The organism is Anaerovibrio lipolyticus LB2005 (assembly GCF_000621545.1).
Classification (GTDB): domain Bacteria; phylum Bacillota; class Negativicutes; order Selenomonadales; family Selenomonadaceae; genus Anaerovibrio; species Anaerovibrio lipolyticus_A.
Map to the genome: position 1 here is coordinate 206,315 of NZ_JHYA01000004.1, position 17,411 is coordinate 223,725.

Annotated in this window: 18 protein-coding genes; all 18 read left to right on the top strand. The window is 37.1% G+C overall.

Annotated elements, in window-relative coordinates:
* Positions 1-96: 96 nt before the first annotated feature.
* The 18 genes from T355_RS0105320 (at position 97) to T355_RS0105400 (ending at position 17,312) form a co-directional block, all read left to right on the top strand.
* The gene (locus tag T355_RS0105320; RefSeq protein WP_197019555.1) at positions 97-1,560 is read left to right on the top strand and encodes an MBOAT family O-acyltransferase; all 1,464 of its coding nucleotides are present in this window, start codon (positions 97-99) and stop codon (positions 1,558-1,560) included.
* Between the two features lie 177 nt (positions 1,561-1,737).
* Entirely contained in the window at positions 1,738-2,649 is a 912-nt protein-coding gene (locus T355_RS0105325) for a hypothetical protein (RefSeq protein WP_155851674.1), read from the top strand.
* A gap of 84 nt (positions 2,650-2,733) precedes the next feature.
* On the top strand, positions 2,734-3,546 hold the full coding sequence (locus T355_RS13645; protein ID WP_155851675.1) for a methyl-accepting chemotaxis protein: 813 nt from the start codon (positions 2,734-2,736) through the stop codon (positions 3,544-3,546).
* An 8-nt stretch (positions 3,547-3,554) separates the two neighbouring features.
* Positions 3,555-3,680 (top strand): hypothetical protein, encoded by a 126-nt coding sequence (locus T355_RS15530; RefSeq protein ID WP_269318762.1) that lies wholly within the window; start codon positions 3,555-3,557, stop codon positions 3,678-3,680.
* Between the two features lie 276 nt (positions 3,681-3,956).
* Positions 3,957-4,922 carry a Gfo/Idh/MocA family protein gene (locus T355_RS13650; protein WP_051555392.1) on the top strand — a complete coding sequence of 322 codons (966 nt, stop codon included), beginning with the start codon at positions 3,957-3,959 and terminating at the stop codon, positions 4,920-4,922.
* Positions 4,923-4,957: 35 nt separating this feature from the next.
* The gene (locus T355_RS0105340; protein WP_027396852.1) at positions 4,958-6,160 is read left to right on the top strand and encodes a DegT/DnrJ/EryC1/StrS family aminotransferase; all 1,203 of its coding nucleotides are present in this window, start codon (positions 4,958-4,960) and stop codon (positions 6,158-6,160) included.
* Positions 6,157-6,696 (top strand): acyltransferase, encoded by a 540-nt coding sequence (locus tag T355_RS0105345; protein ID WP_027396853.1) that lies wholly within the window; start codon positions 6,157-6,159, stop codon positions 6,694-6,696. The genes T355_RS0105340 and T355_RS0105345 overlap by 4 nt, the downstream gene beginning before the upstream one ends.
* A gap of 4 nt (positions 6,697-6,700) precedes the next feature.
* Complete coding sequence (locus T355_RS0105350) at positions 6,701-7,924, top strand: DegT/DnrJ/EryC1/StrS family aminotransferase (RefSeq protein WP_037329871.1); 1,224 nt, start codon at positions 6,701-6,703, stop codon at positions 7,922-7,924.
* A 21-nt stretch (positions 7,925-7,945) separates the two neighbouring features.
* Positions 7,946-8,914, top strand: a complete 969-nt coding sequence (locus T355_RS0105355; protein ID WP_037329872.1) for a dTDP-glucose 4,6-dehydratase — start codon at positions 7,946-7,948, stop codon at positions 8,912-8,914.
* A gap of 22 nt (positions 8,915-8,936) precedes the next feature.
* Positions 8,937-9,833 (top strand): NAD-dependent epimerase/dehydratase family protein, encoded by an 897-nt coding sequence (locus tag T355_RS0105360; protein WP_027396856.1) that lies wholly within the window; start codon positions 8,937-8,939, stop codon positions 9,831-9,833.
* A complete protein-coding gene (locus T355_RS0105365) occupies positions 9,826-10,983 on the top strand; it encodes a class I SAM-dependent methyltransferase (RefSeq protein ID WP_027396857.1) in 1,158 nt (385 codons plus the stop codon). Before T355_RS0105360 ends, T355_RS0105365 begins: the two co-directional genes overlap by 8 nt.
* 12 nt (positions 10,984-10,995) lie before the next feature.
* Positions 10,996-11,679, top strand: coding sequence for a metallophosphoesterase family protein (locus tag T355_RS0105370; RefSeq protein WP_027396858.1), 684 nt, complete (start codon positions 10,996-10,998; stop codon positions 11,677-11,679).
* Positions 11,667-12,752, top strand: a complete 1,086-nt coding sequence (locus T355_RS0105375) for an ATP-grasp domain-containing protein (protein ID WP_027396859.1) — start codon at positions 11,667-11,669, stop codon at positions 12,750-12,752. The genes T355_RS0105370 and T355_RS0105375 overlap by 13 nt, the downstream gene beginning before the upstream one ends.
* A 94-nt stretch (positions 12,753-12,846) precedes the next feature.
* On the top strand, positions 12,847-13,791 hold the full coding sequence (locus T355_RS0105380; protein ID WP_027396860.1) for a glycosyltransferase: 945 nt from the start codon (positions 12,847-12,849) through the stop codon (positions 13,789-13,791).
* Positions 13,792-14,234: 443 nt separating this feature from the next.
* Positions 14,235-14,582: a hypothetical protein gene (locus tag T355_RS0105385; protein ID WP_037329873.1), complete on the top strand. Its 348-nt coding sequence runs from the start codon at positions 14,235-14,237 to the stop codon at positions 14,580-14,582.
* Entirely contained in the window at positions 14,575-14,913 is a 339-nt protein-coding gene (locus tag T355_RS0105390; RefSeq protein ID WP_027396862.1) for an EamA family transporter, read from the top strand. Before T355_RS0105385 ends, T355_RS0105390 begins: the two co-directional genes overlap by 8 nt.
* Before the next feature lie 283 nt (positions 14,914-15,196).
* The gene (locus T355_RS0105395) at positions 15,197-16,963 is read left to right on the top strand and encodes a hypothetical protein (RefSeq protein ID WP_027396863.1); all 1,767 of its coding nucleotides are present in this window, start codon (positions 15,197-15,199) and stop codon (positions 16,961-16,963) included.
* On the top strand, positions 16,953-17,312 hold the full coding sequence (locus T355_RS0105400) for a hypothetical protein (RefSeq protein WP_027396864.1): 360 nt from the start codon (positions 16,953-16,955) through the stop codon (positions 17,310-17,312). The genes T355_RS0105395 and T355_RS0105400 overlap by 11 nt, the downstream gene beginning before the upstream one ends.
* Positions 17,313-17,411 lie beyond the last annotated feature (99 nt).

The following is a 17,411-nucleotide window of genomic DNA, read 5'->3' on the forward strand; positions in this document are numbered from 1 at the left end:
AGTTGAATTAATAAGGCTGTGGGATCACATATGTTTTTCTCACAGTCTTATTTTATTTGGTAAATTATTGCTGAATGAATATGTATGTGGTAGTATGTGAAGGATGTCGGAGGTGAAAAGCGTTTTAGCGTTATTATGAATTTTAATTCTCAACAATATGCAATATTTTTGCCAGTAGTGTTTTTATTATATTGGGGGATGCCACATCGGTTTCGTTGGGGCTTGCTTTTGGTTGCCAGCTACTATTTTTACATGAGTTGGAACCCGCAGTATGTGGTATTGATATTGGGAACGACCATAGTATCTTATATTTCAGCTATTATATTGGAACGAACAGAATCGACAAAACAAAAGAGGCTTATTATAGCGGTAGCTAGCCTGATTTGTTTAGGGGTTCTGTTTGTGTTTAAGTATTTCAATTTTGTATTAGAATCGGTAGCCTACGTCTGTGCTCAGTTGGCACTGCCATTACATCCTGTTACTTTACAGGTATTGTTGCCGGTGGGAATATCCTTTTATACCTTCCAGACCTTGAGTTATGTTATCGATGTTTATAAAGGTAAGGTAAAAGCTGAACGTCATTTTGGACAATATGCAACCTTTATCTCCTTCTTTCCACAGCTCGTTGCAGGTCCTATCGAAAGAACTCAAAACTTATTGCCACAGATAAAGTCAGTTAAGACATTTAGTTATGATGAAGCTGTATATGGCCTCAGATTAATGGCATGGGGATTTTTTAAGAAGCTGGTAGTGGCGGATAATGCAGCCATTATTGTAGACAATGTATATGGCTCTTTGGACAAATGCACAGGTTTTGATTTACTGTTGGCAGTATTCTTGTTTACATTACAGATCTATTGTGACTTTTCCGGTTACTCTGACATTGCTATTGGTTCTGCTAGAATACTCGGTATTAAGTTAATGACCAATTTTAAAAGTCCATATTGGTCCAGTAGTTTAAAAGAATTCTGGGGGCGGTGGCATATTTCTCTGTCTACCTGGTTTAGAGACTATCTATATATTCCCATAGGTGGCAGCAGATGCTCAGCTTTACAACATAATATAAATATTATGATAACCTTCTTGGTGAGTGGCCTGTGGCATGGCGCAAGCTGGACGTTTGTATTCTGGGGTGGAATCCATGGGCTTATCCAGGTTATTGAGAATTTGTTGGGCTTTAATAAAATTGAAAGACGCGGTCTTAGAAAAGTCCTTTCAATAATGTTTATCTTTGCGGTTTGTAATATAGCGTGGGTGTTCTTCAGAGCCAGAACGATTTCGGATGCCTTTTATATTTTAGGTAATATCATTATTCCAATTGGTGGTATAGATTGGTTCATGTATAGTGGCGTGGGAATTACAATATTTGATGTGCCATCATTGCTTGTACCAATATTTGTGATATTTGCATTTGATTATGTGTCGCTTAAACAGGATGTTTTGGAGTGGGTATCACATCGTAGATTAATAGCGCGCTGGGGTATCTATATTGTCATTATCTATTGGACTATTTTAAAGATGCCATTGGCTACATCCTCTTTTATATATTTTCAGTTTTAACGAGGCGTAATTGTGAAAAAGTTTATTATAAAAATAGTATTGATAACTCTTATAACCTTTGTGCCAATTGTATGCTGTAATTATATTGTGGACCCGGCAAATATTTTTCATGATGATGTGGTCAACCAGATTGCAGAATATCTTAATGTTGGGCACATAGTGGAAGCACCTGCGAATATGGATGAAGGCTTATTGCAGGAGAGAAGAATAGCTTCTATGGAATGTGCACCGGAAACTGTAATAATTGGCTCCAGCCACGTTATGTATATACCATTTGATTATGAAAATATATACAATGCGGGGATGTCCGGGGCATATTTAGGTGATTACTATTCAATAGTAGGGCTTCTGAAATACTATGACAAAATGCCTAAACGGGTAGTTATTGGTGTGGATCCATGGGCTTTTTTGCGTGATGCTACCGCTGGTCGTCAGGCAACCATAAATAAATATGCCGTGTATTTGAAGAATGGCATTGAAAATGAGTCGGCTTTTGATGATAAACATTTGAGAAGCAAAATGGCGTACTCTAAATTAAAAGAATTGTATTCTCTTTCATATTTTCAATCGGCAAAAAAATCGTTGGAACAGAATGGTTTTAGTGCAATAGAAAAAACGGTATCATTGGCTGATGATGCAGAAATGGGAGCAAAGCAGAAGATATTACCAGAAGGTCGTTATGTTCCTCCTACTGCAGGTTTTCATAATACAGATGATATTGATAAAGAGATAAATGAACAAATAAAGTCAGGCTCAATTTATCAGCTGGGGCAAGGTTTTACTGATGTTCATTCCCAACGCTGGAAGGATTTTGAGCGGTTAATAAAATACTTGTTAGATAATGGTATAGAGATACAGCTATATCTACCAGCTTGGCATCCAAAAGTTTACGAGTTATTTGCTACTGATGATAAATTTCTTGGTGTAATAAAACTGGAAAACGATGTCCGCAAGCTGGGAGAAAAATATAATATCCCTGTACATGGCAGTTATAATCCAAAATTCAATAAATATAATACAGAAGATTTTATGGATTGGCTTCATTTGAAACCTAATAAAATGTATTTGGACTATCAGAGTATACATTAATAATGTTTGTTGATTGTAATAATTAAGGTGTAAGCCTCTTCTCGTGGTGATGAATTCGGTGATGTGGAGCGTGCCCTCTTTGAAATGTCCAAATCCGTAAGTTACTTCCTTAGTGAAGTATCCAAGAGTGCTGAACAGATTGCCTCTGCTTCTGAGGAGCTTACCGCAATCTCCATGCAGTTCGCCGATGCAGCTGTATCTGTAGCCCAGTCCGTAACTGGTGCTGCTGAAATTGTTGAGAAGCAGCAGGTGGCTGTAGACAAGGGCAGCTCCGAGGTTATCAAGATCAGTGACTCCGTAGAAAACATCAGCAAAGAGGCTGAAAATGTTGCAGATAAGTCCAGACAGGCAGCCGAAAGGGCCTCTGCCGGTACTGTGGAGGTTGGCAGCTCTGTTAAGCAGATTCATAGCGTGCGCCAGAGTTCCGAATATGCTTCTCAGCTGGTAGATAAGCTGGGCGAGCGTTCCCAGGAAATCGGTGCCATTGTAGATACTATTTCTGATTTGGCAGGTCAGACCAACTTGCTGGCATTGAATGCGGCTATTGAGGCAGCCCGTGCCGGTGAGCAGGGCCGCGGCTTCGCTGTAGTAGCAGAGGAAGTAAGAAAACTGGCAGAGCAGTCCGGAGAGGCGGCTCAGCAGATTGCCCAGCTTATCAGCGGTATCCAGAACGATACCAGCAAGGCTGTTGATGCTATGGCCAAGAGTAATGATGCCGTTATCGAAGGCACCAAGTCCGTTGAAGGTCTCAGCCAGGTATTTGATGAAATTGCCGGCATTGTAAATCAGGTTAGTGACAATGTTAACCAAATGGCTGATACAGTTCAGACCGTTGCCCGTCAGGCAGAGGGCATCACTGGTGAGATGCATGAATTGATGCCGGTGCCCGCCGTGTAGCTGACGAAATGCAGTCCGTATCCGCCGCCACTGAGGAGCAGTCCGCATCCGCCGAGGAAATCGCCTCCGCCTCCGATGCTTTGGCCAAACTGGCCCAGGATGTACAGACTGTATTGAGGAAGTTTAAGTTTTAAGAATAAAATAATACAACAAAATAAATGATATTTAAAAAAGGAACTCAAATTGTTTGGGTTCCTTTTTTTGTTACCCCTCAGCAAGACAAACGGATGTTAAAACCAATATAGAAAGTTAAAACTATTTAGTTATTTAGTATAAGGCCGATTTCCCGGCCGATGAAGATGCCGACCTGAAGGACAGATGTCTTGCGGAGGGGGGGCATTTGTGATAATATGAAGCAAGATGTATACATGTGGATATTAGAAAAATAGTTTTAGGGGGCACTGAACAACATGTTACCAATAGGCGTTATCGGTGTTGGCCATATGGGGAGAAACCATGTTCGCAATCTGAATGAAGAGAAATGTTTTGATTTGGTTGGTATATATGATAGCAATTATGATGCAGCTATGAAAGTGGGACAAAAATATGATGTACATGTTTGTAGATCAATAGAAGAACTATTAGAGTCTGTAGAAGCTGTTGTTATAGCTGTCCCATCATCCTTACACAAAGAAATTGGCCTAATGGCAGCTCATCATGGTGTACACGCTTTAATTGAGAAGCCCTTGGCAACTAATGCTGAGGATGCAAAATTTCTTTCTGAAGTATTTAAAGAGAAAGGCCTTGTATTGTCTGTTGGCCATATAGAGCGTTGCAATCCAGTTTTTGTTGAGTTGCAGAAGTTGGTGAAGCCTTCTGATATATTCTACGTTGAGGCATGTCGTTACAGTCCTTTTGTAAACAGTGGCCGGATTAGTGATACAAGTGTAGTCGAAGATTTGATGATTCACGATATTGATTTGGTATGTGAATTAATGAATGGTGTCCCGGTAAAATCCGTACAAGGTTATGGGGAAATCATTCAGTCTAAACAGCCAGATTTCGCCACATGTGTTCTTCAATTTAATGCTAATGCTCACGCAGTTATCCACGCAAGCCGTGTATCTCAGGATAAAGTTCGCACGCTGGAAGTTCATACAAAGGATTTTTGTATATATGCTGATTTGATTGCAAAAACCTTGTCTGTAAGTAAAAATACTCATTTGGTTGTCGATCAAAACAGAGATAATTCATATATGCAAGACAGTATAATTCAAAAAATCTATGTTCCGATACAAGAACCGCTTCGTGCAGAACTTATCATGTTTTATAACGCTGTGCGTAATGGTAGCCCAGTTTTGGTTGATGGTTTTGCTGGGACACGGGCTATTGACTGCTGTGAGAAGGTTATAAGGCAAATTAATGATAATATTTAAGGTAACGCTAAATACACTATTTGGAGGAATTAAAGATGAAGGTGCCATTTTTAGATTTAAAGAAACAATATAATAGTCTTAAAACTGAGCTAGAGCCAGTAGTTTTAGAGGTGATGAGCAGTTGTGCATACATTGGAGGCCGTTATGTTAATGATTTTGAATCTAAAGTTGCAGAGTATTTAGAAGTAAAGCATGCAATTGGATGTTCAAGCGGAACTGCAGCTCTTATATTGGCATTAAGGGCATGCAATATCAAGCCAGGAGATGAGGTTATTACAACTCCATTTACGTTTTTTGCAACGGCAGAGGCAATTGCGTGTGTAGGCGCCAAACCGGTTTTTGTTGATGTTCGCCCTGATGATTACACAATTGATCCAGAAAAAATCGAGGAAGAAATCACAGGAAAAACGAAAGCAATCCTTCCTGTCCACATTTTTGGTGCTATGTGCGATATGGATAAGATTATGGCAATAGCGAGGAAACATGGATTAAAGGTTATAGAGGATGATGCACAGGCTATTGGCAGTGAATATCATGGTCGTAAGGCCGGGACAATAGGTGATATTGGTTGTTTTTCATTCTATCCAACAAAAAATCTTGGTGGCTGTGGTGATGGTGGCCTGGTTACGACTAATGATGATTGTTTGGCAATAAACTTAAGATCGTTGCGTGAGCATGGAGCTGGTAAGAATGGTGCAAAAGCACGAGAGAATATGACCGGTGTTTCATCAATGATTTCTACAGGAGAGCAAGTGACGGAGCTTTACGATCCTTATAAGTATTATAATTATTTGATAGCTTACAATTCTCGTCTTGATGCATTGCAGGCGGCGGTTCTTTCCGTTAAGCTTGGACATTTAGAAGAATTTAATAAGCAACGTGATAGTATTGCTCAACGTTACATAAAAGGACTAACGGCTAATGTGCGTTGCCCAAAATATAAGAAGGATAACAAGACATGCTGGCATCAATTTGTAGTTTGTACAAATAAAAAACAGGAATTGTGTCAAGCTTTATCTGAGAAGGAGATTGGTGTAGGGACTTTCTATCCTGTTCCGCTCCATAAACAGGCGGCATTTGATGGAGAGAATTCAAGAGTAGCCAAGCAAGGGTGTCCAGTTGCTGAAAACCTTGCAAAAGAAACGGTTTGCCTTCCAATTTTTCCGGAGATGACCGATGAACAGGTTCAATATGTTATTGAGACAGTAAATGATTTTTTCGAGGGGGAAAAAGCGTGAGTGATATATATATCCATCCAACAGCAGAGGTTAGCAGTAAGGCATCAATTGGTGATGGGACCAAAATATGGAATCAGGCTCAAGTTCGTGAAGGTGCAATCGTTGGTGAGGGGTGCATTATTAGCAAAAATGTTTATATCGACGAAAACGTTAGCATTGGATCACATGTAAAAATTCAGAATAATGTTAATGTATATCATGGCGTGACTGTGGAAGATGATGTTTTTCTGGGGCCATCTATGACCTTCACAAATGATATGTTTCCGCGCGCCTTTAACAATGAGTGGCGTGTATCTGAAACCGTTGTAAAAAAAGGAGCATCCATTGGAGCAAATGCCACAATTCGTTGTGGTGTAACCATTGGTAGGTATGCTACTGTTGGTTGTGGAAGTGTAGTAACTAAAGATGTGCCCGAATATGCTCTGGTTGTAGGGAATCCTGCCCATCAAATCGGATGGGTGTGTGAATGTGGTTTCAAGTTGAATGATGGAGTATGTCCGGAATGTGGCAAAAAGTACAGTATGAAGGGTGAATAATAACATGAAAAAATATCCTGTTACAAAACCTTATTTTACAGATGAGGAAATTCAGCTTATATCTGATAGCCTTAATTCGGGTTGGGTGGCGCAGGGCCCTAAAGTGGCAGAATTTGAAAAGCAAACTGCTAAGCACGAAGGCATATCTGAAGGTGTAGCAACTACCTCTTGTACGACAGCTTTACATCTTGCCATGGTTGCATATGGACTTAAGGCTGGAATGGATGCTATAGCACCAGCATTTACTTTTGTCGCAACAACGAATGCTATTGTAATGACAGGTGCAGTGCCTGTTTTATGTGATATTCGTCAAGATACATTCAATATTGATACCGAAAATCTTCGTCAAATTATTGAAAATCAATATGAGTCTAAAAATGGTAGACTTATCAATAAAAAGACCGGCAATGTTCTTTGGGGTATTGTTCCTGTGCACGAATTTGGTTTGTGTTGCGATATTTATGAGGTTAATAAGCTGGCTACGGAATATAATCTTACGGTTATTGAGGATGCGGCATGTGCTTTGGGAGCTAAGATCAATGGTATCCATCAGGGAGCATTCGGAAATGCATCTTGTATTAGTTTCCATCCCCGTAAATCCATTACAACTGGTGAAGGTGGCATGGTGCTGACGGATGACAGTAATCTGGCCAAAAGAATGCGAGAGCTTCGTACGCATGGAAGTACGGTTTCGGCGGATGCGCGAGATAAAGGAAAAGGCTTTTTGCTTCCTGAGTTCAATGAAGCTGGTTACAATTATCGTATGACGGATGTACAGGGAGCAATGGGACTTGCCCAAATTAAAAAACTGGATACAATTATTGAGGAAAAACGTAAAGGTGCCGTTATTTATAATGAGTTGATATCGGATATTTTACCTGAGTTTATCACCCCCGTAGAACCGGAAGGATATTTTCATACATATCAATCCTATGTTTGTATGCTAAATCTTGAGGTGTTGGGTATTGGCTCTGTTGAAGAAGGCGGTAAGTACCGTAACACTCTTTTGGAAAAGTTGGAGGCTATTGGTATTGCTACTAGGCAGGGAACTCATGCAGTACATATGCTTGGATATTATAAAAACAGGTTTGGCTATGTATCAGAGGATTATGTAAACGCCTATGCTTGTGATCATTTATCAATTACTTTACCGTTATATGTGGGGATATCCAGGGATGACCAGGAAGATATTGTCCGCAATATCCGTAAAACGGTCGATGCAATGTAACGCAGAAGGAGAAAAAATATTATGGCACAAATAGAAGGAAAAAATGTATTAGTAACAGGTGGTGCAGGCTTTATAGGCAGTCATCTATGTGATGCACTGCTGGCAAATGGAGTCGGTAAGGTTGTTTGCGTGGATAATTTTTTCCTGGGTAAGATGGAAAATATTGCAGAGGCCATGACAAATGATAATTTTGTTCTTTATCGTGATGATTGCCGGCAGTTCGGTGTAATGCAGTCTATTATTGAAAGGGAAGAAATAGAAGTTGTATTTAATATGGCAACAATTGCACTGAACTACTCCTTCTTTAATCCTTTCGATGCATATTTGGTAAACGTACAGATTGCTAATACATTGCTAGAACTTCTTAAAGTAGGTGCTTACAAGACACTTATCCACACATCTTCTTCGGAAGCTTATGGAACAGCTCAATATTCGCCGATGGATGAGAATCATCCTACAGATCCTACCACTCCGTATGCAGCAGGGAAGGCGGCTGCAGATTTGATGGTACATTCATTTTCGAAGGTTTTGGATTTGGATATATCAATAATACGTCCATTTAATAATTATGGGCCAAGACAGAATGCAGAAGGTCCGCTGGCGGCCATAATTCCGGTAACGGCTAAGAGAATAAAGCATGGTGGCAGACCGGTAATCCATGGTGATGGTGAGCAGACCCGTGATTTTATTTATGTAAAAGATACTGTGAGAGGTTTGCTTCTTGCTTATGAAAAAAAAGAAGCTAGGGGCAAAATTATAAATCTTGGTTCCGGAAAAGGCATGACGATGAATCATTTGCTGCAGGGCATTTGTGATTATATGGGTTACAAGGGAAAATGGGATCATTTACCTGAAAGAACAAGTGATGTACGGAACCTTTGTGCGGATATTCGGCTTGCAGAGAAAATTCTTGGATTTGAACCGAAAATGTGTTTTGATAGAGGAATTAAAGAGACACTGGATTGGTATAAAAATAATAGCGTTATTTAACAGTTGTCGGGGGCAGCTAGTTATGAATATTCTTATAACAGGAACAAACGGTTTCGTAGGAAGCGCAATAGCGGAAAGATTTTATAATAAGTATCATATTGTGGGGTGTGGAACAAAAAAAAACTCTGAGACGCAAATTGATACGTATTATAGGTGGGATATGGGGCACGAAGAAATGCCACCGGAAATGGCTGATGAACATATGGATGCCATTATACACGTTGCTGCAAATAAGAGTACGAATGATATTAATCTTGAATTATCATATTCCAACATTGTAGGCACGCATAGACTAATAAATTATTGCATAAAACAAAAGGTAAAAATGTGTACACTCATTTCTGGTATACCAATATTAGAGGGGACTATTAATGGTAAGTACGTATATAATTCGAAATATGCACCACCAACGATGTATCATGTGACAAAAGCATCTCAAGAGATGATGTTTGAGCAAATGGAGAAGTATGGAATACGTGTGGTAATCTTAAGGATACCATCCCCAATTGGTCGTGATATGAAACAAAAAACTATTTTTACAATTTTTGGAGATCGTGCAATTTTAGGCGAAGACTTGATTTTGAATGGAAAGGGGTCTCGCAGACAAAATTATATTGATGTAAGAGATGTTGCTCAGGCATGTGAAAAAGTATTGGAAAATGCAGAAATAAATGGAATATATAATTTGGGATCTGCTCTTACAGTTTCAAACTTAGATCTTGCGCGCAAATGGATTGAGACTACTTCAAGCACATCGAAAATTATTTTTTCTGGCAACGCAGATCCTACAGATGGACAAAATTGGGAGATTGATATTGAAAGATTTGAAGCAATATCGGGGTATAGACAGGAATTTCAAATAGAGGATACTATGCGGGATTATGCAACGATGAAAAGGAGATTTTTAAAAAATGAGTAGTAGAACTAACTATAGGATTGGTGACATACCGTTTGTTTTTGCACCACTGAATGAGGCACATAATCCTGAGGGGATTCCTGATAGCATATCAATGAATTTAGAGTGCAGAGATGGAGTGGTTTCACAGGTTAAATCTGAAACGACAGAACGTGTGCTCGACAAAGCGTATTCATTAGGATCTGCCATTAGCGGACAAATGGATGATTTTGGTAATGGTAAAGATTATGCTAATGATTTTTTACATTGGATGGATAATGCTGGTGTAGATTTGAATGGCAAACGTGTTCTTGAAATAGGGTGTGGCACAGGATATCTTATGAATGAGATGGAAAGAAGAGGTGCTTCGTGCGTTGGGGTAGAGCCAGGAGATAGTGCCGAATATGGTAGAAAAAAATATGGTGTAAATATTAGACGAGAGTTCTTTAAGCCTGGTAATTTTAGTGAAAAATTTGATTATATTGTATTTTTTGGTGTTTTAGAACACCTATATGATAGAAATGCTTTTTTGACAGGTGTTAAGAGCCTTCTGAAACCTAATGGAGGGGTACTGATTTCCGTTCCAAACTGTGAAAAAAACATAGAGATTGGTGATATTTCAATGCTCTTATCCGAACACTGGAGTTATTTTACCCAAAAGACTCTTGAGTATACTTTATTAGGTAATGATTTGATTGGAGATGTGATGGTTTCTGATCTTGGCAATGTATTAAATGCATATGTAAAAAAATCTGATGATTCAGCAAGTAAAAGATTGTTGGAACAGATTCCGAGTGAAAGCGAAGCGTTATTAAAGGCATTTTATGAAAAATACACACTTAAGAAGGTGAAAATGGTTGACTGGTTCAGTAAAGAACTAGTATCTGGTAATAGTATTGGAATTTATGTACCTGGGCGATTTATTAATTGGCTAAATATTATATCCGAGTCTGTAGATAGTATAAATTTGAGATTTATTGATGATAATAAAATTTTATCAAATACATATTATCCAGGATTTGATAATCCTATTGAATCGCTAGAAGACTTTATGAAAAGGCCAACTGAAACGGTACTCGTTTGTTCATACACGTTTGAGGATAATATACGTAAAAAACTTATAGATGCAGGTTATAAGGGGAAAGTTACTTCATTACGAATTGTTCTTGAATAGAGGAAAACAAAAATGCGATATGCAATTTGCTCCGATGCGCATGGAAATAGAATCTTTTATGATTTGTGTATGAATAAGATTGAATCTTATTGCGTGGATAGAATCATATATCTTGGGGATATCTTTGGATATATGGATGAGGGACTATATATAAAAAGAGATTTGATTAATAGAGGCGCGCTTGTTCTAAAAGGTAATCACGAGGCAATGCTTTTGGGTGAACTCCCTATTGATTCAGAAAAAGATAAAATATATGGTCTCAAGAGCCAGATGATAGATATGAATAAAGAGGATTTTGAATGGATAAAAAAGTTGCCAGAAGAATATGAGTTGGAGACTTCGGAAGGAAAAATTTTTTTTATTCATGGTTCTGCAGAAAATCATATCAATGGGTATCTGTATGAGGATGACGAATCTTACGGATGGAATGAACCCGAATATAGAATGGTTTTTATGGGGCATACACATAGATCTTTTTTTAAAAAAGTGAATAATAGTACCATATTTGTTAATGTCGGCTCCATTGGTCTTCCTAGGGATATTGGAAACCGACCATCTTTTTGTATATTGGATACAAGTAATATGAGTGTTGAAATGGTGAATTTTTTGGTTGATGATGTTTTTTTTCATGATGTTTTTTTTCAAAATGTAAATAACAAGGTCATGGAGGTTTTAAATAGAAGATGGAAAAAGTGAACGTACTTATTACCGGTGCAGGTGGCGGTGGAGTAGGAGAACAGATAATTAAATGCTTAAAGTTATCAGAACTGTCTGTATATATGATATGTACTGACATTGGTAGGGCAAGCAAAGGGTTTGCTGAGGTTGATAAAGGTTATTTGGTTCCGAAAGCTGATGATCCTCGATATTTAGAAAAAATCCTAAAAATATGTAAGTCAGAGGGCGTAAAGATAATTTTTCCTGGGTCAGAGAAGGAACTTTCGATAATTAGTAACTATAGAGCTTTATTTGAATCAAATGATATATGCCTGGGAATAAACTCTAAAGAAGTTATCGATGTGTGCATGGACAAGAATAAAACCTTGGATTTCTTGGAAAAAAATTGCATTGAAATTCAGAAGCATTGGAATGTTGCAAGTCATGAGGATATGGACAAGATTGATGTTTTCCCTGTGGTTCTAAAACCGTCTGTAGGTGGTGGGGGGTCTGCTAATACTTTTGTCGCACAGGATAAGAAAGAACTGGAATTATTCGGTGAGTACTTGCTTAGCATATATGATGTGTTTACTGTTCAGGAGTACATAGGTGATCCTGAACATGAATATACAGTAGGTGTTATGTCTGGGCAAAATGGTGAGTATATTAATTCTATAGCAGTTAAAAAGAATATATTAAGTGGTTTATCTAATAGGATGAAAATCCCGAATAGAACGGGGCGTGCCGAATTAGGAGATATAATTGCAATTAGTAGCGGTGTGTCTCAAGGAAGAATCGGAAAATTTAAGGAAGTTACTGAGCCGTGTAAAAAAATTGCAAATGCATTGAAATCAAAGGGGCCAATAAATATTCAAGGCCGTATTCATAATGGAAAGTTTTATGTATTTGAAATAAATCCTAGGATATCTGGCACATCACCTTTAAGGGCAATGGTTGGATATAATGAACCGGAGATGCTTATTAGAGAGCGTATACTTGGTGAAACAATACAGAGTGACTTTGAATATAGAGAGGCTGATATAGTAAGAGGCTTATCAGAAATTCTCATAGATGATGAGAAAATAAAAAATATTACGGATTTCACTACTTGATATGGACATCATCCTGTATGGCAAATAAGTAATAATATACCCTGTTGCATACATTATTGTGGATGAAAAATTAATGCTTTAGAGAGGCGATTTTATGGATAACGCAAAAGGGCTATCTATTGTGGTGCCGTTTTTGAATGAGCATGAGACTTTAGGCTTTTTTTGTGAAACAATTGATAATTATGCAAAAGAAAGCCTTTTTCCAATTGAAATTATCTTTGTAGATGATGGCTCAACAGATAAATCTGTGCAAATAATTAAAGAATATAATTTTAAATGTATTAGTTCTGTTAAATTGCTTGAACTATCAAGAAATTTTGGGTTTCATGCCGCTGTTAGAGCTGGAATAAAGGCGTGCAGTTATGATATCTGCACATGGTTTGGAGCGGATTTGCAGGAACCGTTGGAAATAATAAAAATTGCACATGAAAAAATATCATCGGGTAGTACAGAAATTGTTTATTTTTCAAAGAAGACTATTGAAATTTCGCGCATTTCAAGATTGTTCTCAAGAATTTATTCGAGTTTGATGAAAAAGTATGCGATTAGTACATATTCTTCTGAGGGCACAGCAACAGTTGCTTTTGGTAGGAAGGTTATTGATCTCCTTAATGAAAATGTGGAAGCCAACTCACAGGTAATTTTGCAGATTATGAATATGGGATTTCGGTATGAAAATGTTTCTCTTGATTATAATGCAAGATCAGCTGGGGGGTCCAAATGGACATTGTCAAAAAAAATTAAAGCCTTCATAGACTCATTCGTTGCGTTCTCGTATATGCCTATTCGATTGGTGAGCTTTATGGGGATTATTATTTTTATTGTGGGAATGGTTATAGGCAGTATTACTATAATTAACAGATTTACCAATCCTAATGTACAGCTTGGATATTCGACTCTTGCGAGTATATTGGCTCTAGGCTTTGGCTTGACAAATATTTCTCTAGGAATTATTGCAGAATATATTTGGAGAACTTTGGATGCCTCTAGGAGTAGACCGGTTTATATCATTGCGAAAACATATAAGGTCAAAGGATGATGTCAGTAAATGAATTTTTTAACAGTTGATATGGATTGGGCCTTAGATGAGGTATTGGGCGATTTCAGAGTTAATGATTGAATTGAGTTAGACATACACCCTAATTACAATAACTTTTTTATTGACTTCAAAAAGAACAAATATTAGCCAAACTGCTTTAAAATATAAAGAGTATCGTTTTCTAGTTCTATAATTAAACATGAAATTATCCTAAAAAGGCGGACTTCACTTGTATTTGTTTAAAATGCTTTTTACTGTCAAGGTACATCGATGCTTTATTACTCAATTTGTATTTTTAAACCAGCAATGTTGGATGGCGTTTAGTAGATCGCTACCATCTTAAGTAGTAACCACATTAGGTGTAATTACTGTTTGCCTGATGAGGTTTATTCTTCTTAGGAATGAAATAAAAGAATTAAAAAAGCAAATAAAAGAATTAAATCATGACAGACAAACAAAAAGAAATAAAAAAATATGTCCTCTTATATATTGATTTAATTATATATTCTCTTGTAGCGGTAATGGCTAAATTTGCCGCTATGCGAGAGAATATTTTGATGATATCGTTGTTTATGGGAATAGAAGTAATTCTGCTTGTAGTACATGCCATCATATGGCAAAAGGTACTGAAGCATTTTGATCTCGTAATAGCCATGTCTAATAAAGGTGTTACGGTTATTTTGGGGCTGATATGGTCTGCACTTATATTTGGGGAAATAATAACAATATGGAATGTTGTGGGGGCCGTTATTATCGTATTTGGTATTTGGATAGTGACAAGCGATGAGTAGTTATGTAGGGATTGCAGTTTTTTCTGGAATATTATCTGCGTTTTCACAGGTATTATTAAAAAAGAGCAGCAATGTTGAGCGAGATTCACGAATAAAGGAATATCTGAATCTGTTGGTTATTATAGGATACGGGTTATCTTTTATATGCATGATACTGATGATAATTGCATTTAAGGGAATGCCATTGAAATATGGAGCAGTAATAGAGTCTTTGGTATATCTATATATTATGATATTAGGGAGAATTTTTTTGGAAGAAAAGATAACTCTAAAACGACTAGTTGGTAACATTATTATTATTGCAGGGGTAATCATTTTTTCGATGGCATAAGATAGCCACATTTTTGTGTGGGTGCTTGCTTTTTCTGGAATATTGATAAATGAATCCACATGTAATTATAGGGGCGGTATCACATTTTGCTGTATGATTATTGCGTATAGAGGCTTTCTGTATTGAATTGGTGCCGTCTTAGTTTCATGGGGATATATTACGATTTTGAGCAGGACATTTTAAAAGATAAGTGATCCATTCGAAGGATAATAGGTAACCTTATCATTGGGTGCGGAATTATTATTTTTTTTAGTGTAAACAAAAATGTATATGTGGTGTGAACATGATGGAAAAAAATGGATTAATAAATCAAAAGAAAGTTGATTTAGGATTTATCTTTACAACAATGGTGAGCATTGTATTTGTTTTTTTATTTGTGAACAGGCTTTTTTATGGTATTGAGACATCTGATGAAGCCTTCTATAATGTAACGGGATATAGACTACTTCAGGGCAATGTGCCTTATGGAGATATGTGGGAACTAAATGCGCCAGATGCGTATGTCATGCTTCCTTTTTTACTTCTCCATAAGATGATATATGGAAGCATGGATGGCGTATTTCTATTTTTGCGACTTTCCTATATATTTTTACAGATTATAGGTCTATGTTGTGTATATTTATACGCAAAAAAAGAAATCAACGGAAAGTATGCCTTTTTACTTGGCATTGCTTTTTGGTTGCATGCACCATTTAATCTTTATAATTTCTCATATAATAATATGTTGGAGCTTTTTTTTACTGCATCGATATGTATGATGTTGTTGAGGTTTGACTATGAACAAAAAAAATATGAATATTTGACCGGTGTATTTATGGGATTGGCAGTTCTAGTATATCCAAGCTTTATTTTTGGTTGTTTTGCTATTGCAGCTATCATTCCAATGGTAATTAGAAGTAAAAAGTCTTTAAAGTTTCTCATTATGTATGTTGTTGGTGGACTGACAGTGGCAATACCTGTTTTATGTCATATTGCTGTTACATATGGCTTGCAGAATGTAATTCATAATTTGTCTATAATTATGTCATCAGGTTCAACAGCATATATAGGGGAAAATCACTTGATAAAAAATATCTATGATGGAATTACATATCTGGGGGCTCCATTCATTGTAGGTGGGAAAGCTTTTGTATTATATTTTATTACAATACTAATATTAGGATTTATTAATAAAATAAGACATATTGGTAAATATTTTTTGGCATTATATCCGATTATTTGTTGTTATTGTTGTGTATTAAGTGGCAGGTATTATTTATTCCCTTTAGCGGTATGTGTGGTTGCCCCTCTGGTAATAGAGTACTCTGATAACCGAATGGAAATGTTAAAGAAGGTTGCTATTGAATGGGGATCTTCTATGCTAATCTATTTTGTTATAGCTTTTTCATCTAGTGGTGGAGCTTCAAATGCGTGTAGGAGCACAATGTTTGCCGCAATTGTTACTATAAAATTAATAATTGAAGTCATTCAGAATGATTTTTTGTTAAAATTTAAAAAACTTATTCCATATATCCCGCTTACATTATTTCTGTTTGGATTATTAATTATATTTTATAGCGGAATGTATAGAGATAATCCATATAAGGAATTAACAACAAAAGTTGAATCAGGGGTTTATAAAGGAATATACACAACCCCTCAAAGAAAACAACACATAACAGACTTGGAAAATATTATGTCACGTATTGAAAAAAAGGGAGAGACTGTGATGATATTGTATCATAGTTGTTACGCGTATCTTATGGTAGATATGGTGCCAAAGACTCCATCATCTTGGGGATGTTTTGATTATGAAGCATATGGCTATGATAATCAAGATTTATTTATGCATTATCTGTCAGATAGGGGGAATATCCCTGAAAATATTATTATTATAGATATTCCAGAACAGTTCGATTATGCTGGGCAACAAGTTGAAAAATATATGCCATATTATCCTATGTTAAATCAGTTTATAAAAGATCATTATATATATCAAGGGGAATATGAAGAAGGATTATCTGGCCAGGTCGTAACATATGAATTGGATAAGGGGACACTTGAGAATTAAGGAAATGATGGGGGCTTTGAACAAGTTCAAGACCTCCTTGCCAGCAGAATTTGACGCTGTTAAGGCTAATGGTCCTGTGACTGGTACTGACGAGTACAACAGAGTTGCCAAGGATGATACCACTAAGCTTCGTGACCAGTTAAAGGCTTTAACCAATGAGGCTTCCCGTGGTGATGAATTCGCTGGCATTGTAAATCAGGTTAGCGACAATGTTAACCTGATGGTTGACACAGTTCAGACCGTTGCCCGTCAGGCAGAGGGCATCACCTGCGAAATGCAATCCGCATCTGATGCACTTGCCAAACTGGCCCAGGATGTACAGACTGTACTGAGGAAGTTTAAGTTTTAAAAATAATACAACAACATAAATGATATTTTAAAAAAGGAACTCAAGTTGTTTGGGTTCCTTTTTTTTGTTCCCCTCTCAGCAAGACAAACGGATGGTCTT